The organism is bacterium (assembly GCA_039961635.1).
In the GTDB taxonomy this organism is placed as follows: domain Bacteria; phylum 4484-113; class 4484-113; order JAGGVC01; family JAGGVC01; genus JABRWB01.
Map to the genome: position 1 here is coordinate 64,165 of JABRWB010000012.1, position 20,121 is coordinate 84,285.

15 protein-coding genes, 1 other RNA gene and 2 pseudogenes are annotated in these 20,121 nt (G+C 60.1%); 6 read left to right on the plus strand and 12 right to left on the minus strand.

Features of this window, described 5'->3' with window-relative positions:
- The first annotated feature begins 28 nt into the window (after nucleotides 1-28).
- On the plus strand, nucleotides 29-706 hold the full coding sequence (locus HRF49_02145) for a L,D-transpeptidase (protein ID MEP0813452.1): 678 nt from the start codon (nucleotides 29-31) through the stop codon (nucleotides 704-706).
- Between the two features lie 54 nt (nucleotides 707-760).
- Here the strand turns inward: HRF49_02145 and HRF49_02150 are convergent, their stop codons facing one another.
- The 3 genes from HRF49_02150 to HRF49_02160 all read right to left on the minus strand — a co-directional run bounded on the left by HRF49_02150 (nucleotide 761) and on the right by HRF49_02160 (nucleotide 6,163).
- Entirely contained in the window at nucleotides 761-1,549 is a 789-nt protein-coding gene (locus HRF49_02150) for a dienelactone hydrolase family protein (GenBank protein ID MEP0813453.1), read from the minus strand.
- Between the two features lie 85 nt (nucleotides 1,550-1,634).
- Nucleotides 1,635-2,624, minus strand: coding sequence for an aldo/keto reductase (locus HRF49_02155; GenBank protein MEP0813454.1), 990 nt, complete (start codon nucleotides 2,622-2,624; stop codon nucleotides 1,635-1,637).
- Nucleotides 2,625-2,683: 59 nt separating this feature from the next.
- Entirely contained in the window at nucleotides 2,684-6,163 is a 3,480-nt protein-coding gene (locus HRF49_02160) for a DNA polymerase III subunit alpha (protein ID MEP0813455.1), read from the minus strand.
- Nucleotides 6,164-6,171: 8 nt separating this feature from the next.
- Here HRF49_02160 and HRF49_02165 point away from each other — a divergent pair, with 8 nt between their 5' ends.
- Nucleotides 6,172-7,257: a DUF72 domain-containing protein gene (locus tag HRF49_02165; protein ID MEP0813456.1), complete on the plus strand. Its 1,086-nt coding sequence runs from the start codon at nucleotides 6,172-6,174 to the stop codon at nucleotides 7,255-7,257.
- Between the two features lie 8 nt (nucleotides 7,258-7,265).
- On the opposite strand, the gene HRF49_02170 is transcribed toward HRF49_02165, so the two are convergent.
- The 3 genes from HRF49_02170 to HRF49_02180 are packed head-to-tail and all read right to left on the minus strand — an operon-like array spanning nucleotide 7,266 to nucleotide 10,086.
- Nucleotides 7,266-8,297, minus strand: a complete 1,032-nt coding sequence (locus HRF49_02170; protein MEP0813457.1) for a hypothetical protein — start codon at nucleotides 8,295-8,297, stop codon at nucleotides 7,266-7,268.
- A gap of 45 nt (nucleotides 8,298-8,342) precedes the next feature.
- The gene (locus HRF49_02175) at nucleotides 8,343-8,948 is read right to left on the minus strand and encodes a hypothetical protein (GenBank protein MEP0813458.1); all 606 of its coding nucleotides are present in this window, start codon (nucleotides 8,946-8,948) and stop codon (nucleotides 8,343-8,345) included.
- Entirely contained in the window at nucleotides 8,941-10,086 is a 1,146-nt protein-coding gene (locus tag HRF49_02180) for a GNAT family N-acetyltransferase (GenBank protein MEP0813459.1), read from the minus strand. The genes HRF49_02175 and HRF49_02180 overlap by 8 nt, the downstream gene beginning before the upstream one ends.
- 822 nt (nucleotides 10,087-10,908) lie before the next feature.
- Between HRF49_02180 and HRF49_02185 the strand changes: the two genes are divergently transcribed.
- Nucleotides 10,909-12,591 carry a hypothetical protein gene (locus HRF49_02185; GenBank protein ID MEP0813460.1) on the plus strand — a complete coding sequence of 561 codons (1,683 nt, stop codon included), beginning with the start codon at nucleotides 10,909-10,911 and terminating at the stop codon, nucleotides 12,589-12,591.
- Between the two features lie 67 nt (nucleotides 12,592-12,658).
- Nucleotides 12,659-15,991 (plus strand): PKD domain-containing protein, encoded by a 3,333-nt coding sequence (locus tag HRF49_02190; GenBank protein MEP0813461.1) that lies wholly within the window; start codon nucleotides 12,659-12,661, stop codon nucleotides 15,989-15,991.
- 58 nt (nucleotides 15,992-16,049) lie between these two features.
- Here the strand turns inward: HRF49_02190 and HRF49_02195 are convergent, their stop codons facing one another.
- Nucleotides 16,050-16,466 carry a hypothetical protein gene (locus HRF49_02195; protein MEP0813462.1) on the minus strand — a complete coding sequence of 139 codons (417 nt, stop codon included), beginning with the start codon at nucleotides 16,464-16,466 and terminating at the stop codon, nucleotides 16,050-16,052.
- A gap of 76 nt (nucleotides 16,467-16,542) precedes the next feature.
- Nucleotides 16,543-17,703, minus strand: a complete 1,161-nt coding sequence (locus tag HRF49_02200) for an MBL fold metallo-hydrolase (protein MEP0813463.1) — start codon at nucleotides 17,701-17,703, stop codon at nucleotides 16,543-16,545.
- A gap of 90 nt (nucleotides 17,704-17,793) precedes the next feature.
- Between HRF49_02200 and HRF49_02205 the strand changes: the two are divergent.
- Nucleotides 17,794-17,922: pseudogene (locus HRF49_02205) on the plus strand (glyoxalase).
- Between the two features lie 9 nt (nucleotides 17,923-17,931).
- On the opposite strand, the gene HRF49_02210 reads toward HRF49_02205, so the two are convergent.
- The 3 genes from HRF49_02210 to HRF49_02220 all read right to left on the minus strand — a co-directional run bounded on the left by HRF49_02210 (nucleotide 17,932) and on the right by HRF49_02220 (nucleotide 18,892).
- Complete coding sequence (locus HRF49_02210; GenBank protein ID MEP0813464.1) at nucleotides 17,932-18,324, minus strand: HEPN domain-containing protein; 393 nt, start codon at nucleotides 18,322-18,324, stop codon at nucleotides 17,932-17,934.
- Nucleotides 18,314-18,646: a nucleotidyltransferase domain-containing protein gene (locus HRF49_02215; protein MEP0813465.1), complete on the minus strand. Its 333-nt coding sequence runs from the start codon at nucleotides 18,644-18,646 to the stop codon at nucleotides 18,314-18,316. Before HRF49_02215 ends, HRF49_02210 begins: the two co-directional genes overlap by 11 nt.
- Nucleotides 18,647-18,733: 87 nt before the next feature.
- On the minus strand, nucleotides 18,734-18,892 hold the full coding sequence (locus HRF49_02220) for a hypothetical protein (protein MEP0813466.1): 159 nt from the start codon (nucleotides 18,890-18,892) through the stop codon (nucleotides 18,734-18,736).
- 28 nt (nucleotides 18,893-18,920) lie between these two features.
- On the opposite strand from HRF49_02220, the pseudogene HRF49_02225 reads away from it, so the two are divergent.
- Nucleotides 18,921-19,469, plus strand: a pseudogene (locus HRF49_02225) (transposase family protein).
- A gap of 11 nt (nucleotides 19,470-19,480) precedes the next feature.
- Here the strand turns inward: HRF49_02225 and ssrA are convergent.
- Nucleotides 19,481-19,828: a transfer-messenger RNA gene (gene ssrA, locus HRF49_02230) on the minus strand.
- Nucleotides 19,829-20,121: the final 293 nt, after the last annotated feature.

Genomic DNA, 20,121 nt, shown 5'->3' on the forward strand with positions numbered 1-20,121 from the left:
ACCCGTCGCCGGCAAGATATCATCCATCGTGCTTCGTTCGATATGCGCATTTGTGCTTTTGGCTGCGCCGCTGGTTTTGCTGGCGGCGGCACATCAAATTCCCGCGGAGCTTCCGCGCGAATACGGTTTCTCGGCGGAGCTTGCCGCGAAATTCGATGCCTGGGTGAAGGAAACGCTCGACTGGACGAATGAGAAGGGCAAATACGCTGTAATTGTGGATAAAAGCAAGTATTCGCTTTACCTGGCGATTAACGGCAAGGTCGTCGCCGCGATGCCAATTGAACTCGGATTCGAGCCGGTAGCCGACAAGCGGATGGAGGGCGACGGCGCGACGCCGGAGGGGAAATACAAAGTCGCGGAGAAGCGCGACGTCGGCCAGACGCGGTTTCACCGGGGATTGCTTCTCGATTACCCGAACGAAACCGACCGCAGCGAATTCCGCGAATGGAAGGCCGCGGGCGAAATTCCGGCGGATGCAGCAATAGGCGGATTGATTCTGATTCACGGCTCCGGCTCCGGCAAGCGGCCCGCGGAAGGCGGCTCGAACTGGACGCTCGGATGCGTCGCGCTTTCGAATTCCGACATCGATCGGCTTTTCCGTCACGCGTACAAAGGAATGCCGGTCACAATCGTGCGGTTCACGAATGCGGACTTGAGTCCAAAATATTCCCGGAAAAACAAAGCTCCGAATACCAGTTCTGCGTAAATTGAATTGCGGTTCGCTGGTCTGGAGACCGGCGGCATATTTCAATACCTAATATTACGCGAAGATTTCCTCGAAGAAATCAAGCATCGCCCGCCAGCTTCGCTTGTCGGCGGATTCGTTGTAAGCGGCGCCGCGGGACGGGTCGCTTCCCGCATTCCAGTCGCTGAATGCGTGCACCGCGCCGCCGTAAAGAACAATCTGGTAATCCGCGCCGGCCGCGCGCATTTCGTCCTCGAAAGCCTTCAACTGATCGCCCGCGATGTTCTTGTCGTCCGCGCCGTGAAGCACCAAAACTTTCGCCTTGATTTGCCCCGGCGCGGCGGGCATTTTCGTTTCGAACGAGCCGTGGAAGCTGACTACTCCCGCGATTTTCGCGCCGGTGCGCGCCAACTCAAGCACTCCGCCCCCGCCGAAGCAGTATCCGATCGCGGCGATGCGCTTCGGATCGACGTCCTTTTGCGCCAGAAGCGCGTCAAGCGCCGCGTTAAGCCGCGCGCGGAACAACTCCGGGTCGCTGCGGTATTTTCCCGCCTGCGCGCCCGCTTCCTCCATATTTTGCGGCCGCACGCCTTTGCCGTAAATGTCGGCGCAGAACACGACGTAGCCCAGCTCGGCGAGCATCTCCGCCCGCTTTTTCTCGTAGTCGGACAGCCCGCGCCACTGGTGCACGATCAAAACGCCCGGCCGCGCGCCGCCTGCAACGCTTTCGCGCACGACCCATCCTTCAAGCGGGACGCCGCCTTGCTCGTATTCGTAGGTTGTTCCCGTCACTTTTGCTTCCGCGAGCGATGAATGCAATACCATTGCAATTGCAATCGCCGCCATCAAATATAAGGATTTCATGTACGCTCCGCAGCCCCGCCCTGCGGGACGCCATTATCCTTACCCCCAAAACCGTTTCCCTATTTGGAAGGAGCGGGACGTTAGTCTACCTGTTCACCGCGCCCATTGCGCGTTCTGGATAGCGCAGTCCCGCGGTAATTCCCGCTGGCACGGCCTCGTCAATCGCGGCAAGCTCGTCCGAAGAAAGCTCGACCTGAACGGCCGCGATGTTTTCGTCAAGTCTTTCGCGCCGCTTCGTGCCGGGGATCGGGACGATGTGCTCGCCGCGGTGAAGCAGCCATGCAAGGCAAAGCTGCGCGGGAGTCACGCCCTTCGATTCCGAGATCTCCGAAAGCATTTCAACCAGCGCCCGGTTTTTTTGGAAATTTTCGCCCTGGAAGCGAGGGTGGTTGCGGCGCGCATCGTCTTCCGCCAAATCGCTTTCCGTCTTGAACATTCCCGCAAGCATCCCGCGGCCCAGCGGGCTGTACGCGACGAAGCAGATTCCCAGCTCCCTGCACAAATCCAGATGACCGCCCGCCTCCGGGTCGCGCGTCCACAGGCTGTACTCGGTTTGCAGCGCCGCAATCGGATGCACCGCCTGTGCGCGCTTTATAGTTTCCGGCGCGGCCTCCGACAGTCCAAGGTAGCGGATTTTCCCCGCATTCTTGAGCTCCACCATCGCGCCGACGGTTTCCTCTATCGGCGTCTCCGGGTCGACGCGGTGCTGGTAGTAAAGGTCTATGCAGTCCACGCCGAGCCTGGAAAGGCTCGCGTCGCACGCCGCTTTGACGTATTCCGGCTTGCCGCACACGCCTCGCCAGTTGCCGTCCGCGTCACGCACGTTGCCGAATTTGGTGGCGAGGAACACTTCGCCCCGCCGCCCGGCTATCGCACGGCCGACAAGCTCTTCGTTTCTGCCGCAGCCGTAAACGTCGGCGGTGTCGAGGAAGTTGACTCCGCGGTCGAGCGCATGGTGGATGGTGGCGACGCTCTCGGCGTCGTCGCGGCCCGAGTAGAAGTCGCTCATCCCCATGCAGCCAAGCCCAAGAGCGGAAACCCGCTCGCCGGTGTAACCTAATGTGCGATATTTCATGACGATTTATTCTACTTCATCTCGATCCTGTCCACATAGACTCTAGCCGCCCAGAAACCTCATTCTGAATGTTGTTCCGTTTTCACTACTTCCACGCGTTCCACCTCCACCGACAGGCTGCCGTGATTGTCCGCAACGCGGCCCAGGACCGCGGCCACCTCTCCCGGATGTCCCATCGCCACCGCGCGGTCGTACGCGTCCGGCCACATCACGCAGTTGATCACGCCCTCCGGCCGGTCGAGCGTGAGGAACCGCATCCGCCGGTCCTGCTTCGTCACGGTGCGCCGCGCCTCGATAACGTAGCCGCAGACGATGACGTATCTTCCGACGTAATCCGCAAGCTGCGTCTGGAGGATGACGGGGATGCCTGTTCCGTTCCTGGAATTGTACGGGTGGGCTTTGTATCTGCCCGAATTCGAATATCCGGATATACCGCCGGTCTCCGGAGCGGCGTGCATTGAATTATCCCAATTGTTTTTGGATGCGCCCTTATGAGGAAATGCGGCGTGTTTCGGTTTTTCCCTCAATTTTTCCACCGCTGCTTCAAGCTCCTCACTCCATATCTCCACCGGGTGCGCCCGCGGCGAAAATCCTAGCGACCTCCACTCCGCCAGCATTATTTCCTTTTCAGATGGAGCGGGCAGCTCCGGTACCGCGATTTGCGAATAAGGTTTGTCGTCGAACAATGCGACGGCCGCCGCAGAGGCGCACTGCGTGCGCCCGCCCGAATCGTAGGGGCGGGGTTTATCCCCGCCCGCAGATTGAGGCGGGGGCGGGTAAACCGCCCCCCTACAGTTTTCATTTGAAACCTGCGCCAGCCAGTGCAGTTCGTTGCGGTTGTATTTTTTGGGAGTGCGGGAGCTCGCTCCCACCCAAGGCACCGGCGAGCCGGTGCACTCCCCAAAGTCCAGTGCGCCGCAGTCCACAAGATGCCGAGCCTCGTCGTCGCCCGGCCGCACGCGCGACATGAAATCGGCCGCGTCGCGGAACGGCCGCGCCGCGCGCTCGGCCAGTATCCGCTCCCGCGTCGCGCCCGACAGCCCGAATATCGAGCGAAGCCCCGTCCGTATCGCGGGTATGTCGTTCACCCCCTCCGCTCCGGAAGCGTATTCCGCAACCCACCTGTCCTCGCTTTTGTTCACGTCCGGCGGGAGCACCGCCACCCCCGTCCGCCGCGCCTCGCTGACGTACGCCTGCGGCCCGCTCGTTATGTAATAAATTCCGCTCCCGTTCGAGAGCACCGCGGCCATGTACTCCGCCGGAAAATGCTCTTTCAGGTAGACCGCGAGCCCGCTCACGCGCGCGAACGCGGCCGCGTGCGCCTTGCAGAAACTGTACCCGGCGAAGCTGCGCAGCTCCTCCGCGAGCTGCTCCACCGCGTCGCGCGGAATCCCGCGCTCCGCGCACCGCCGCCTGAAATCCACGAGCGCCACGGCCATCAGCTCGCCCCCGCGCAGGCTGCGCTCCTTCCCGCTCATCGCGCGGCGGAACGTATCCGCCTCGGCCCAGCTCATCCCGGCGATATCGTGCGCGACCTGCATCACCTGCTCCTGAAAGACGAGCTTGCCGTACGTCGAGCGCAGCACCGGCTCTAGCTCCGGCAGAAGGTAGTTCGCCTTCTCCAGCCCCAGCCTGCACCGGACGTACTGCTCCTTCGCTCCCGTTCCGGCCGCGCCGGGCCGGATCACGCTCGTGTTTATCGTCGCCTCGGGATAGCTCTGGCATTTCGTTAGGAAATAAAGCTCGCGCATTCCCGGGCTTTCGATGTCGAAACAGCCGATCGTCCGCGCCTCGCGCATCCGCGCTTTCGTGCGCTCGTCGCCGTAAATCGCGTCCACGTCCTGCGGATTTATCTCCAGCCTTCCGTTCACATCGCGAATCGTCTGCTGCACGGTTTCGAGCGCCCGCAGCGAAAGGATGTCCACCTTCACAAGCCCCACGTCCTCGACACCCCACATGTCCAGCTGCGTGAGCATGATCCCGGATTTCGCCGTCGGCTGCACCGGGAGGAACCGCGACAGCTTTCCCGGCGCGATTACTACGCCCCCGCAGTGCACCGAAAGATGCGTCGGAAATCCCGCGATGCCTTTCGCGATGTCGATGATGCGCGCGTGCGGCTCGTCGCGAAGCTGGGCTACCGCGGGATTGGCGTCGAACTCCGGGTCGCCGATGTATTCGAGTTGCCGGCCGCGCAATCCCGACAGCATCTTCGTAATCCGCGTGATTTGCGCGTCGGAGTATCCGAGAACCTTCGCCACCTCGCGGTAGCCGCTTTTCGCTTGGAACGTGACGTATGTGCAAACGTTCGCGACGCGGTCGCCGCCGTATTTGTTGTAGATGTATTCGTAGACGCGGTCGCGATCCTTCCACGAAAAATCTATGTCTATGTCGGGCAGGCTCTTGCGCTCCGGGTTAAGGAACCGCTCGAAGAAGAGGTCGTGCTTTATCGGGTCTACGTCGGTAATCCCCAGCGCGTACGCGACCAGGCTGTTCGCCGCGCTGCCGCGCCCTATCGTGAACATCCCCCGCGAGTGCGCCCAGGCCACGATATCGTGCAAAATCAGGAAATACGGAATGAAACGCCCGTCGGCGATTATCCTGATTTCGTATTCGAGCTGGTTCAAATAACGCGAGCCCGCGTCCGGAATCCGCGCTTTCAGCCCGCTTAAGCAAAGGTCGTGAAAATACTGCCACTCGGACAGCCCGAACGGGAGCGGGAACTTGGGAAAGTGCCACTTGCCCAGGTTCGGCGCGAACGCGCAGCGCTCCGCGATCGCCGCTGCGTTGCGCACCGCGTCCGGATACCGGAAATACCGCGACCATATTTCGTTGGCGGATAGGATCTTCTGCTCCGGCTGCGCGACCTCGCCCTGCCGAAGCGCGGAAAGCGTGGTCAGCTCGCGCATCGCGCGCAGCACGTGGTGCCGCGTCATCTCGCCGCGCGTCCCGTTCGCGGAGTACGCCGCGGCGGTCGCCGCGAGCGGGATGCGGTTCGCGCGCGCGAAGTCCGCCAGCTTCGCCGCGCGCTTTCTGTCCGCGTCGAAATCGGTCAGGATTATTTCGGCGAAAATCCTACCGCGCCATTCCTGCACCAAACCATCAAGCAATTCCGCCCACGGCGAAATCAGAATCAATCCATCCGGGTCGGCGCGGCGCAGCGCGGGAACAAGCTCGAAATCCGCGTCGCAATGCCTGGCAGTTATCAGACCGCAAAGCGTTTCGTATCCCTTTTCGTTCTCGCACAGGAGTACCGCGTACTTCCACCATCCCGCCGCGGGCGCGGGATCGCGCGCGGGTTCGCCGGGCGCGGCGGGCGCGCGGGGCTCGGTCACCGCGGCGCCGATGATGGGGCGAATGCCCGCTCGGTTGCATTCCTCGACGAAAACCGTCATCCCGTATAGCCCGTCTGTGTCGGTGAGCGCGAGCGCGCGCATTCCCAGCGCGGAGGCGCGGTCCACAAGCTCGCCGGGCACGTTCGCGCCCGCCTGCATCGAATAGCAGGAATGCGTATGAAGATGAGTGAAGTTGCCGGAGATCATGTTTTTATGTGGGAGTGCACCTTTATGTGGGAGTGCACCGGCTTGCCGGTGCCTTTGTCGGGAGCAAGCTCCCGCACTCCCAAAATTCCTTTTATAATCCCACCGTGGAAATCCACATCGGCACGTCGGGCTGGAGCTACCCCGAATGGATCGGGCCGTTCTACCCGCGGGGCACGGGCCGCGCGAAGCTGCTCGAAGCGTACTCGGCGGTGTTCGATGCGGCGGAGGTGAACTCCACCTACTACAGGCTGCCGGGCGCGAAGACCGTCGAGGGATGGGTGGAAAAAACCGGCGGCAGGATGATTTTCGCCGTCAAGCTCCCGAAGGAGCTGACGCACGCGGGAAGCCCGGTCGCGGGCAGCGCGGACGCGGGATGGGAGGTGGACGCCGCGGTCGAGCGCGCGGCGGAGGCGGTACGGCAGTGCGTCGCGCCGCTCGCGGACGCGGGCGCGCTTGGATGCCTGCTCGCGCAATTTCCGTCCAGCTTCCACCGCAACCGCGAAAACTCGCGCTACCTGGGATGGCTGCGCGGCGCGCTGAAAGAATTTCCGCTCGTCGTCGAATTCAGGAACGACGAATGGATACGCCCCGAAATTCTGAAATGGCTCGCGGATACCGGCACTGGATTCGCCTGCGTTGACCAGCCGCGGCTCGCGGGACTCGCGCCGCCGTTCTTTCTCGCGACGGGCGAAACGGGATACGTGCGGATGCACGGGCGCAACTCGGCGAACTGGTGGACGGGCGACAACGTGACGCGGTACGAGTACGATTACAGCGACGCTGAATTGAATGAATGGGCGGATGTCGTCCGCCGCGCAATCCAGAATTTCGGAGGCGGTACCTCCCAGTCCCGCAAAGAAGCCGATTCGTCCGAAACGTCCGCGTCCGCGATCCCGCTCGACGCCGATGCGGAAGTGTTTTTGAAGGAACGCAAGGTTTTCGACTGGGACAGAACACTCGGCGTCGAGTCCTCGATGACCGAAGCCCGCGCGATGCTCAAAAAGATTTTCTTCTTCTACAACAACCACTCGCACGCGTACGCCGCCAAGAACGCGTTGCGGTTCAGGGAAATGATGATGGAGGAATCGCGTTAGTCGTTTGCTCATGCCCCCACCCCCGCGAGCTCGCGGCCGGTTTTTATCGCTTCGAATCCGTACTTCGCGCGCACCCGGTTGACGCTGCGCTCAAGCGCTTCGCCCTTCACCCGCGACGCGGGAACGAACAGCCTGTCCTGCACGACGAACGGATAGAACCGCGACGCGGTTATCTCGACCGCGGCCACGTTCACGCGCCGAGTGTGCGCCCGCTCCGCGAGCTCCCGCGACGCGCACAGCATGTCGCACGCGTACGGCGTAGGCTCGGCCAAAGTCGCGCCCGCGTACCGCCTGCCGCCGTCTATGTAATGCAGCGCGAGGTCCAGCCTGCGCACCGCGCGCATCGCGCCCTCCCTGTACAGCGCGAACGAAAGCCGGTCGCAGACCACTTCCAGATACGGCGCAAGCCCGTCCGGCGACGAGACGCCGGGCGCGGGGACGGGCATCCGCTCGACAATCGCCTGCGGCCGCTCGGCCAGCTTCGGCGGAGAGACGTCCCGGCCGCGGCACTGGTGGAACGCTATATGGGCGAACCTGCGGCCGACGAGCAAATCCAGGGCGCCGCGCTCAAGCCGCGCCACATCGCCAAGCTGGCGCAATCCGATCCGATGGAGCCGCTCCAAAGCTGGCTCCGGCAAATAAAGCGCGGGGAGAGGAAGTGGGGCGACCGCTTCGGATTCCGCGCCCGCGGGAACGAGCAGACCGCCGCGGCATTCAGCGCGCCGCCATTTGACGACCAAGCGCGCGACGGTCGCGTTGGGAGCGAGGCACATCGCGGCCGAGTCCGCGCCGCGCGCGCACGCGTGCTCCAGCGCAACCAGCGCCGCGCGCCCGGCCTCGAACACGTCCGGATACACACGTCCGCAGCCGGTGAAGTCGGCCAGCCAGTCGCACCGCGGACGCGGCTCGACCGCGGGCGCGAACCGCCAAAGAAGCGTGCGTCCCGCATCCGGCCAGAGCGGCGGCCCGTCCATCCCGGCGCCGATCGAATACCAGGCGTACGATCGGGCGGCCGCCTCCGGGTTATCAATACTGAACACAAGTATAGTATACTTGTTTTCAGCGAAGAATGCAAGCGGAGGGAGTTAGCCGTTGTCCCAGCGCGGCGGCTTGCCGCCCGCGCCGGATAAATCCGATAGATTAACGCGCGTGACCGGATATGGAACCGGACGGACGTATTCGAATTGGAGCTGGTCCACGTTTTCGCCTTGAACGAAAAGCGAAGACTTGAAAACGCCGACTTGGTTGAATCCCAGTTTCGGATAAAGCGGGATGAGCGGATCCCAGCCCGCGGCCGAAGATATCGTCACGCGATCCATACGACAATCGCCGGTCAGGTAGTCACGCGCGAGCGTCAGCGCTTCGAGCCAAGCTTCTTCGTCGAGCGGAACCGCCGGGTCGGGGTACGGCTTGAGCCGAGCCGCGTTGCGCTGGGCCTGGACTCCCGGAATGTGGATGTAACCCAGAGCTTTCATCGTTTCCGCTTCGAAAACGATGAACCACGGGCCTTTCGGCAACTGCCAGTCGTGAGACGGAGCTTCGAATTTGCCTTCCTTCAATTGTTTTTCGATGTCCGCGGTGCGCACCAATTCCCACTTCTCGCGCCAGACGCACCGGTTGTACAGCCCTGCGACGATTTCCGCGTCCGGCGACGCCGCGCCGCGGAGCATTACCTTTTCACCTTTAAGCATCGGGAACCTCCCTTGCGCCATACCATTCTTCTCTGGAAACGCCGTATAGCGCCGCGCCCGAAGGCGGACGGCGGCCTTCCTCGACGCCGGAGAACACGGCCTCGAACCGCAGCCCAGCGCGCAAAAGCGAGCATCGCGCCGCGCGGTTGTATTGGCTCGTCCCGGCGTAGATGCGGTTTATCGGCCACACGTCGAATCCGTGTCCCATCGCCAGAAGTTTCGCCTCGGTGCCGTAACCTTTTCCGCGGTCCGCGACGTCCACAAGCAGCGTGCCTACCTCGGCCTCGCCGTTGCGCTTGTCGTATCCCCACATTCCCACCTGGCCCAGCGGCTTGCCGTCCAGCGTTTCGATGACGAATGTGTGGTTCGTGTCGCCCCAGAAATCGCCCTCGTCGTACCACTTGTTGTAGTCGTCGAGCGTGCAGATTTCGTGGTCGAGATACGGATACGGCTGCGACCAAAGGTTGGAGAGAAATATCCCGTCTTCTTTTTCCGTCGGACGTATCGCGATTAGCTTGCCGACAAGCCGCGTCTGCGCTTTTTCGGAATCGGGGACTTCGCGCGGTTCGACGGGATCGGTGTTGCCGTACAACTTCCAATCGCGCTTCGCCGCCCTGTAGTCCGAGCGCGTCATGCCATAGTTGTAGAAATCACAATACTTGCCGTGAATGAACCGGATATTGCGAGCGATTCCCTCGCGCTTGAATCCGCACTTTTCGAGCGACCGGATCGCGGGCGCGTTTTCCACATGCGTCGACGCGGACACGCGCTCGATCCGGAACGCGCGGAAGAGGTAGTCAACGAGCAGCATCTTCGCGCGCGTGCCCGCGCCCGTGCCGCGGTACGCGGCGGAGATTTTCGTCCCGACTTCGCACTCGCCGGTGACGTCGCGGAAATGCACGCCGATGTCGCCGATCGGAACGGCCGCGCCGTCCCGCTCGATTTCGACGATGAACAACTTCGTCTTGTCGTCCCAGAAGCCGCCCTTCTCCATCTGCTTCGCGATGAACGAGCGCGGGCACAGGTTCGTACGGTTGTACGCGACCGGCTCGCAATCGTTCTTCCAGAGGAAATCAACGTCGGAATCCGCGACGGGCCGAAGCCCCACGGTTCCGTCATACAAATCGTACTTGGTCACTTCCTTTCTCCGAATGAAATTAGTCCCGAACATAAATGAATCCGGGCAAAAAAAAACCCTCCGTTGCCGGAGGGCGGAACCTGGCCTGCGCGCAAGCGCCTAGCCGGACGGGCCGCCCCCTGGGATTGGGAGAACCGGGAGAACGATGCTGTAAGAGTGCGGGAAAACAGGGCAGGGCGCGGCCGCGGGCCGCTTCGGGATGCAAAGCGCAAAATTCATCAAGCCGTCCTCCTTTGGATGGATTTCCCCGGTGATGCGGTCAGCCCGCATGCCGTGGATTGCGCATTTTACCCCAGATCGCGGGAAATGCAACAGAAAAAAGTAGCCGAGTTGAGAGTTGCCGAGTTGTGAGTTGCCGATTTGTGAGTTGCCGAGTTGTGAGTTGCCGAGTCGAGGGTTGGAAACAATATCTACAAGGAGCCGAGGCTTCAGCCTCGGCGGAACGCAATGGAAACCGTGGCAAGTGCAAGGCAAGCCAATCCGAGGAGCGCCGCCCCCAATGGCTGCAAATCAAATGCCTCCATATTGGCAGCTATGCAATTCCGCGAACCAAATGCCGGAATCCGGGTCTATAATGACGGCGATGGGGATTTTCCAGCGGGACGAATACGGGCCGATCATCTCGCCGCGCCGCCGCGCTCCGATTAACGGGTATTCCGGTACCCGAATGTGGATGCGCGCAAATTCCGCGCCAGTGGTACCTTACAAAAGCGCGTAATAGGGACTCAAGCGGGGTATAATACCAGCGAGCGGTCACCTTCCCGGAGGTTGGTGCAACTTGTCGGGAACACGCCGATTGGTTTTGCACATTGGAGAAAGGATGTGAAAAGGGAGCTTTCGCAACGGTCGTTAATCGGGCCGTTATTTTTTTGTTTGCTTGCTGCGCTCGCGCTGTTAGCTGCGCTTGCCGGATGCGCCGGTTATTCTCATCAGAAATACGCACGAGCCGGACACTCGACGCCTCTGTCCGCCGCGCTGGCCGAAATCCGCAACGCCGCGCCTCCCCAAGGCGCAGATCCCGCGGTTTTCGATTCGCTCAAGCTGCAGCTTGAATCCGAACTAGCCGCGCGCTACGGCGACACCGGACGAATCCCGTCTCGAACCGGAAGCCGGGTTGAAGATTTGAGCTACGATACGGGCACGGGATTCATCATTTGGACGTACGTAAACGCGGCGGATTACGACGCGAACGGCGAGACGAGCATCTCGGATGTCACCCCGATCGCGCTGAACTGGCAGGCGATTTGCGACGACGGAATAGGCGACGACGCTCACGAATCCTGGATAGACGGCGATCATTCGAACGAAGTGGGGATTTCCGACGTGACTCCCATCGCGCTCAATTGGCAGTCCACAGTCGCCGAGTACATAGTCTTTGCTGCCGATGATGAGGCGGGGCCGTTCACCGAAGTCGCCAGAGTGCCGTTCGGAGATGTTATCGACAGCTGGCCGCCGCACTTCGAGCTGGAATGGCAGCCAGCTTGGGGCGATTATGGCGCGGTTCAGCCCGCGGACGGCGAAGGCAACACTGGCGAGATGAGCAACGTGGTGGCCATCGGCGGCGCGCTTAAGGATATCGAAATCATGGAGCCGTCCATCACCGCTACGGCGCTTGTGGACACCGAAATTCAAAGGACGATCCGCGTAAGAAACAACACGGACGGTCCGATCGACTGGTCGCTCGACCTGACCGGCGCGTTCCTCGCGGCGGATCCCGCATCGGACACGACAGGCGCGCATTCGATTACCCAGGTGACCGTGACGCTTTCGGCAGTCGGCCTGCTTCCGGGCGTGTACAACGGCGGAATCGCGCTGGATTCGATTGCGGGATTCGACAGCTGCCCCGTGTTTTTCACCGTCAACGAATTCGGCGCGGTCGTCAGCATTTTGGAGGATTCGATTTCCGCGACCGCGCCGGAGGACGGCTCGGACTCCGAGGTATTCACCCTAAGGAACGACGGAAATATCGACCTTGACTGGGAGGCGTTCGCGGACGATCCGTGGATTACCTTCGATCCCTCATCCGGCACTCTGGGCGCCGGGCTTGAAGTTCAGATTACCGCCGATTTCTCGGCCGCGGGAATGCAGGAAGGCGAATACGATTCGACGATCACGGTCGAGGAATCCGGCAATCCGGCGAACGCGGACTCTTGCGAGGCGCAATTTACGGTGACCACAGGCGGAGTTCCGGTTCTCGACCGCCTGACCGTGGACGGCGCGACCGGCGGTTCGGGGACGCAGGCCGACCCGTGGGTGTTCCCAGTGGGCACGACCGCAGTCCAGTTCCACGCGTGGGACACCGACGACAACGAAATCACGGAGCATCCTTCGATGCTGTTCGATTTCGGAGCGGGCGTTTCGCCCAGCCCGGCCACCGGATGGAGCGTGTCGACAGCCGGAAACTTGATATGGGGCGAATTCGATTCGTTAATCGAAGTAACCGGTCAGTACGACGGGTGGCCCGATCCTGCGATGAGTTATTGGATATACAAGGCTCCGTTTTAAACGGCCGGCAAATTATCTCGTCAACCTTGATTTTTTCCGGAGCCGGAACCGGAAGAAATAAACCGGCATGGAGTTTGAAATGGCGAAAAGGAATCTGATTGCTGTTGTCGTGCTCGTGCTTGCGTTTGCGATGTACGCCTGTGGAGGCGGCAGGAAGCTAAGCTCTCCCGCTCCTATTCCGTCCGGCCCAGTCTCCGACCAACAGGCAGGCGGCTCCGACAATACGGTTGGCTCGCTCTCGGATGCGCTGAAGGCAATCGTGGATTACGAAAACTCGCAGACCGCGATGCAGGCCGCGCGGGATGCCGCCCGCAAGCCGAGCGCCGTGCCGAATACGCTTCTTGGCGACGAGGAGTGGATGAAAGGCCCGACGATGAACAACTATGAAGAGGATTTCGATTCGCACACCCTTACGGCGATAAGCGATTCCTCCGATATCGAAGACGTCGGATTTTTGGGCTTCGCCGTGTACAGGTTCGACGGGCATGCCGCCGATACCGATCTTTCCCTCGCCGCAGAAATAGAGCCTGCGCCGGGAAGCTCCTTTTACATTTACGTGGTGAGCTGGGATGGACCGCCAAGATGGATAAGCTTCGGTCCGTTTTTTGAAAATCCAGGTCCGCCGGATTGGCCGATCGAATTCGCGTTCGACGCGGTTTCGCCAACCGGCAGCATTTACGTCGGGATTGCGGTTTACGCCGAAAGCGAAGCGACAACCTGGTCGTTTACTGTGGATTCCACCGGAGGTGCATCAAGTCCTCCATTCGCGGATATTCAGGCCAATCCAAAGTCGGGAGATCCGCCGCTAAATGTTTCGTTTGATGCCGGAAACAGCTACGACCCTGACGGAGGGGCGATAACGTTATTCGAGTGGGATTTCGAAGGCGACGGCGTTTACGACGAATCTGGCGCATCATGGACGGCTTCCCACATTTACAACGCGCCGGGCGTTTATGCCGCAACTGTTCGAGTAACGGACGACGAAGGGGAAAAGGACACAGCGCACACGATTGTGCGCGCGGGAGCGAATCCGTATTACGAAACGGAGGACAACGACGACCTTCCGCAGGCGAACGCGCTGCCTGCGTTCGACTTCTCGGGCAACACGGTGTCCGGCTCCATCGGCAACGACGATCCCGAAGGCAATTACCCGGGCTACGACGGGGACAGTTCGGATGCGTTTTCTTTTGCCATAACCGAGGCCAGCACGGTTTCGCTGACAATTCTGTATGACTGGGAAACCTGCGGGCTTGGATTCGACGTGTACGACGAAATGTGGAATTATTACGGCGGCGGCAATGGCGACAACGGTATCGCATTCGCCGAAGTGGGATTGACAAATCCAGGCACTTACTACGTTTGGTTATACAGTTGGTGGGGATACAGCGATTACATAATCACCGGCTCGCGCGTGTCGGGGGTCAAACCGGTTGCAGATATCGTGGCTGAACCTTCGTCCGGCGAGGCACCGCTTGACGTTCAATTGGACGCCGGTGCAAGTTATGATCCCGACGGCGGCTCCATCGTCAAGTACGAATGGGATTTCGAAGGCGACGGAATTTATGACGAAGATACCGGCGGTACGCCCATAACCAACCACATTTATGCGGACGATGGATTTTATCTTGCGACCGTCCGGGTAACTGACGACGAAGGCGCAGCCGCAACCGACTCCGCTCTTGTATATGTTGGAACTCCGTTTTACGAAGTTGAAGACAACGAGGAGTTTTACCAGGCAACACCGCTTCCGGCATTTCCTTTCCCGGCTCCGCTTGTGAACGGCAGCGTAGGTTCAAGTTTGGATTATCCGGGTTACGACGGCGATTACTACGATGTATTTTCGTTTGCAACAACAGAGGCAGGCGCTGTTGAATTCCTGCTTACATACGGCACCGACTATGGTACGGCATATTTCGACATTTACGACGGGGATTGGAATTATTACGGCGGCTCTTGGGACGGCGACGGAGACGGTTACCTGGTGGTGTATTTAGACAATCCCAATACCTACTATATTTCGGTTGGGATGAACACGGGCGAATGGACCGAATACGAATTGGAAGGGGCGTTTTATCCGGGCCAGCTTCCAGTCGCCGACATAGTCGCAGCGCCCGCATACGGCGATCCGCCGCTCGACGTGGATTTTGACGCGGCCGCAAGCTACGATCCCGACGGAGGAGCCATCGTCAAATACGAATGGGATTTCGACGGCGACGGGGTTTGGGACGAGGACACGGGGGGCAGTCCGGTTGCTTCGCACCAATACACGTCCGAAGGTGTGTATGTCGCGGCGGTCCGCGTGACCGACGACGAGGGCGCGCCGGATATAGACACCAAGGTGATAGTTGTCGGCAATCCGCAGTATTTCGAAATCGAGGATAACGATTGGATGGATGAAGCCAATCCGTTGCCCGATTTGCCGTTCCCGTCGCCCTTGGTCAACGGCAGCATAGGCTGGGGCAGCGGCTATGATGGTTACGACGGCGATACAGAAGACTTCTTTAGTTTCGAAACCGATGAATCCGGAAGCATTAATCTCTTTATCGAATTCGAGCAAATGACCGCACCGAACACCGAAGCCTACGTAATCAACTCAAATGAAGACTGGATCGCAGGAGATTACGACAGGGACGGCGACGGAGACATAGAGCTTCAGGCGTTCCTGCCGGATCCGGGCAAATACTATATAGCGGTTTTCAACAGTGGTTTTGAGGAATTCTCTGATTACGAAATAACGGCGGAATTAATCCCAGGCGATCCGCCCGTAGCGGATTTCACAGCCGATCCGATCTGGGGCTCGCCTCCGCTGGCGGTGGATTTTGACGCTTCCGCAAGCTACGACCCGGACGGAGGCCCGATTGTCAATTACATGTGGGATTACGACGGGGACGGCATTTACGATGAAGAATCGCCCGGCGATCCGACGATATCCCATTCGTACGATGACGCGGGGATTTATAACGCGACGCTCAAAGTGATTGACGAGGAGGGCGCGTATACCTCGGCCAGCATTAGAATAATCGTCGGGCCGTTTTACGAAACCGAGGACAACGACGACTCGACGGAAGCGGACGCGCTTCCGGCATTCCCGTTCTATTCGGATACGGTGACCGGCAATTTGGGAGCCGGCGGATACAACGGAGACAACGAGGATTGGTTTGAATTCGAGATTACAGATCCCGGCGAAATTTACTTTTACATCGAATACAACTTCAATCTCGCCAACCTGCAGGTGGAGATTTTCGACTCATCGCTAAACCAAATCTACTCTTCCTATATGGACGGCGATTACGAGGAGATAGATTACTGGCTGGATTCACCCGGCACTTATTACCTGCGCTGTTTCGTCAACTCCGGTCAGACGAACTACGTGATGTCCGGCGAATTCTGGAGCTGGTAGCCTCCGCTCCCGCTCGATTAGGTTTCAGTAAGGGAGCTTGCGTTTTCGGAATAACCGGCTATTCCTTCTGTCCGAACGCGGTGTTGCCGATTATGTAAAGCTTTCCGCGGTCGCCGAAGACGTGAAGGTTGTAATTCACCTGCTGCTCGTCGCGGAAGATGCGCTCGTAGTAGACCATCCCGACCGATGCAGCGGGATCGAAGTTGCGGCTGCCGGTGTCCGCAATCGGCTTTTTCGTGTACGGATTCTCCGGCCATTTTTCGTTCGGAAGAAGATATTGTTTTACCTGCTCCAGCGACTCCGGATACTCGGCGACGTCGCGGAAGTATTCGTCGATAAGCCGGGAAATGCGCTTCGCTCCCTTCATCATCTCGTAGTCCTTGCCCACGAACTCACCCGGCCGTTTGGGGCAGGAAAGGAGCGGCAGCAATAAGCAGATAATCAAAACTGCAAAAGCCAAATTCGACAGCTTCATCTTGTCACCCCCATCTTTGATGAAGTGCGGGACGGAATAGTTCCGTCATAATCCTGTTTTATCGCGCGCTGTAAGATTATCCCAGCGCGCACTCGTTTTTGCCGCCTTCCAGGATGTCCGCTTCCATTTCGGACACCTTGAACAGGCCGGCGTTTATTCCCTTAATCTGCCTGTAAGCTTCAGGGGGATTGGAGATGCGGCTTTCGACCCATTCGAAAAACGCATCGGGATCTGAAACCGACAGGTGTGCGTTGCCAGATTTTATTTCGCCGAATGTGCGCCAGATTGTCCTGTCCTCGTTTCGCTCCGATTCCGAACCGTAGTGTGCGGGCAGAACGCGCAGCCCTTCCGGCCACTCCCGCTTCGCGCGATCGATGCTCGCGAGCAAATCCTCGCTCCAGTCCCGCGTCTTTCCCGCCAGGTCCGGGCGCCCGATGGATGCGATAAACATAAAATCGCCCGTGAACGCGCCATCGCCTGCAACGAAACAAGTGCTCCCTTCGGTGTGCCCCGGAGTATGAATCGCGCGCACGATCCCGTTTCCGACCTTGATTTCGAATCCGTCCGAGAGCGGAGCAATATCCAGTTTGCCCGGCGTGCCGTCGTACGGGTACGCGTTGTCCGCCGGATGCAGGTAGTACGGAATCCCCAGCTTCGCCGCGAGCGCGGGCGCGCCGCTGATGTAATCCGCATGAACGTGCGTGTCCGCGACCGCAATTATCCGTGCGCCCGATTCCCCCGCGGCTTTTTCGATTTCGCCAAACTCGCGCGGAATGTCTATCGCAAGCGCCTCTCCGCCGGATATCAGCAGGTATGCAAGCGAGCCTTTCGCGATCCGGTCGAACTGGAGCAGCCGGTCGAATCCATCCGGCGGAGCTATTTCGCGGGCGACAAGCACGTGGTTCCACGCCGCCATCCCGCCCGAAAGCGACACCGCATCGAATCCGCATTCGCACAGGTGCATCGCGACGCGCATGCTGTCGTGACCGCGCCCGCACACCGTCACGACGGGGAGCGAGCGGTCCAGCCCCGCTGCGGACGGATCGTCCATTTCGACCACCTGCGAGCCGCGCACGTTTACGAACCGCGCGGGGGGCGCGACGTCCACCTTGCCAGCGGCCAGCCGCTCCGGCGCGCGCACGTCAAGCACCTGCAGCGCGGCGCCTCCCTCGATGCGCGCCGCCAATTCCGCCGGCGCGATTTCCATTCCGTTACCCAATTGCGGCTGGTGCGGCATACCCTTCCCCTGAAACGGAGGTGAAAATGAAGATACGAATTGTACCGCGGCGAAGAGGCGAAAATCGAAAGGCAAAAGCCATGGCGGCGCGATCCGGACGGCAACGGCGTGGAGCTGTACTGGGACAAGCCAAAGGAGGAATGGCCGCGCGACGCGGAGGGGAATATCGAGATGTACACGCGGCCGGCGGATTTGGGGCGGGAGTTGGGGAGAAGTTGAAGTGCCAGTTTAGGTTTGGTCTTTGATAACTGTCGAAGCCCAGGCAAAAACGGCTTCCGCCAATTCAATCGCCTCAGCCAAATCCTGCTCGGTCGCATCTCTGTCCGGGCCCGGATACCTTAATGTCGTGGCGTAGTCGGTTAGGGAAAACGCGGCTGCAAGTTCCGCCGGGAATTCGGTGAATTCGGCTACTTTCCCTGCCAACGCTTCAATATCGTGTACCCAGGGAGGTTCCACGCCGAAGGATAAAATTACGGCTTTCAGCGATTTCTCCACGCACTGGTGAGCGCCGTTGCACAGCTCCTCGATGCAAACGCCCTCGGGGCGTTCCACCTTGGCTAGATTCAGATTGCTGCGAGCGATAACAAGCCAATCCGCTGGCGAGCCGGATTCAGGATTCATATACGGTTTTGCCCTCGCGAAGAATCGTGCGGTAAATCAAGCCGATATTATCCGCATACTTTGCAAGCTCGCTGACCGTCGTAACCAGGATGTCCTTAGCGGCGCCGCCGCCTTCCACGACTCTATAAAGGTGCCTTGCCGTTTTTCGCCGCGGCGTCCCGTCCGGCATGACGACTAGCAGGTCGAAGTCGCTGTCCGGCCCCATCTCTCCCCGCGCCGCCGAGCCGAAGAGGATTATCCTGACGGGATGCACCGCCTCGACGATCTGGCTTACCAGGCTGTCGAGCTGCGCGGAAAAGTCTGCTTTGGTCGCGGTTGACACCGTGAAAATTATACCGCACGGCGCGAGTACGCGCCGCCGGTTGCGCTTCACCGCCGCGTGGCAAATGCGTAAACCGCCAATTCACAATCACGGATGAACATTCACAATCGTCGCCTGCATGATCGCGATTACCTTGCTTGCGTCCCCCGAAAAAGCGCGGACTTGGCCCGTGCAGACGGTCAGGGTTTTTCCGGCGTTCTCCACTTTGCCCGTCGCCAGGAACCGCTCGCCGGCAGCCGGGCGCATGAAGTTGATCTTGAACTCCGCCGAAACGACCTCGCAGCCGGGAGAGCTTCTGGCCCAGGACGCGTTTTACGTGGGATACCTGAAAGGGGTGGGCAAGGTTTATCTTCAGGCGGTTGTGGATACTTACGGGAGCTACGCCTTCGGCTTTCTGCACACCGGCAAGCTTCCCGTCTGCAGCGTTGCGGTGCTCCACAACGACGTGCTTCCGCAGTACAGGAAGTGGCGCGTCCCGGTGAAGGCTGTTCTCACCGACAACGGCCGGGAGTTCTGCGGAACGGACAACCATCCGTTCGAGCTCTACCTGGCCCTGAACGACATCGAGCACAAGAGAACCAAAGTGAGGCGGCCGCAGAGCAACGGCTTCGTGGAGAGATTCAACCGCACGGTGCTGGACGAATTCTTCCGCCTGAAATTCCGGGAGCGCTTCTACGAATCGGTGGATTCACTGCAAAGGGACCTGAACGAATGGCTGATCTTTTACAACAACGAGCGTCCACACCATGGCTACCGCAACATGGGAAAACGCCCGATCGACACCATTAACGAATTCCAAAAGAGCGTTAGACAAGATGGTTAGTGGTACAAACACAATGGAGGTGGGGGGAATCGAACCCCCGTCCGAACGGGCACCCGGGACGGCGTCTACGGCGGTAGTCTGCGGATTAATCTTAACGCCCTTCGGAAGCCGCAAACGACACCTCCGGGCGGGCAGCCCTTAATCTTTCGCGGATGCCGGGCGTTCTCCGCGGCATCCCCTGGATCTGGCCGCGCATCCGAGCCCCAGGGGCCCGGCGCGGTGCGCGGTCGTCGCTATGTTAAGCGGCGAGAGCGAAATCGCGGTTGGCGATTATGTTTTGCTGGGGTTGTTGACCCGGCGTCCAGCCGCCGGGCGTCGCAGCCGATCGTGCATCCCATCCGTCGAATCCATACACCCCCATGTAAATGTGCAGGCGCGGGACAGGGCGGAAAAGCGCGCCCTCCACGCGGACACATTATACCCCGGTTTCGTCAAGTTTGAATGGGAGCCGGCAAAAAGGAGAATGGCCGGGACGAGCCGGCCCGTAATCCAAGCAGGAAATATACCCCCTATCTCCAGATCGGGGTAAGGTAGGTCTCTACGCCGCTCAAGAGAGCGGCGGTATATGTTTCAAAGGTTGATTCGGTGAACGTTGCTCTGAAGACCGGCGGCGTATATGGCAAAAGTTGATGAATTGAACGCCGGCATCGAG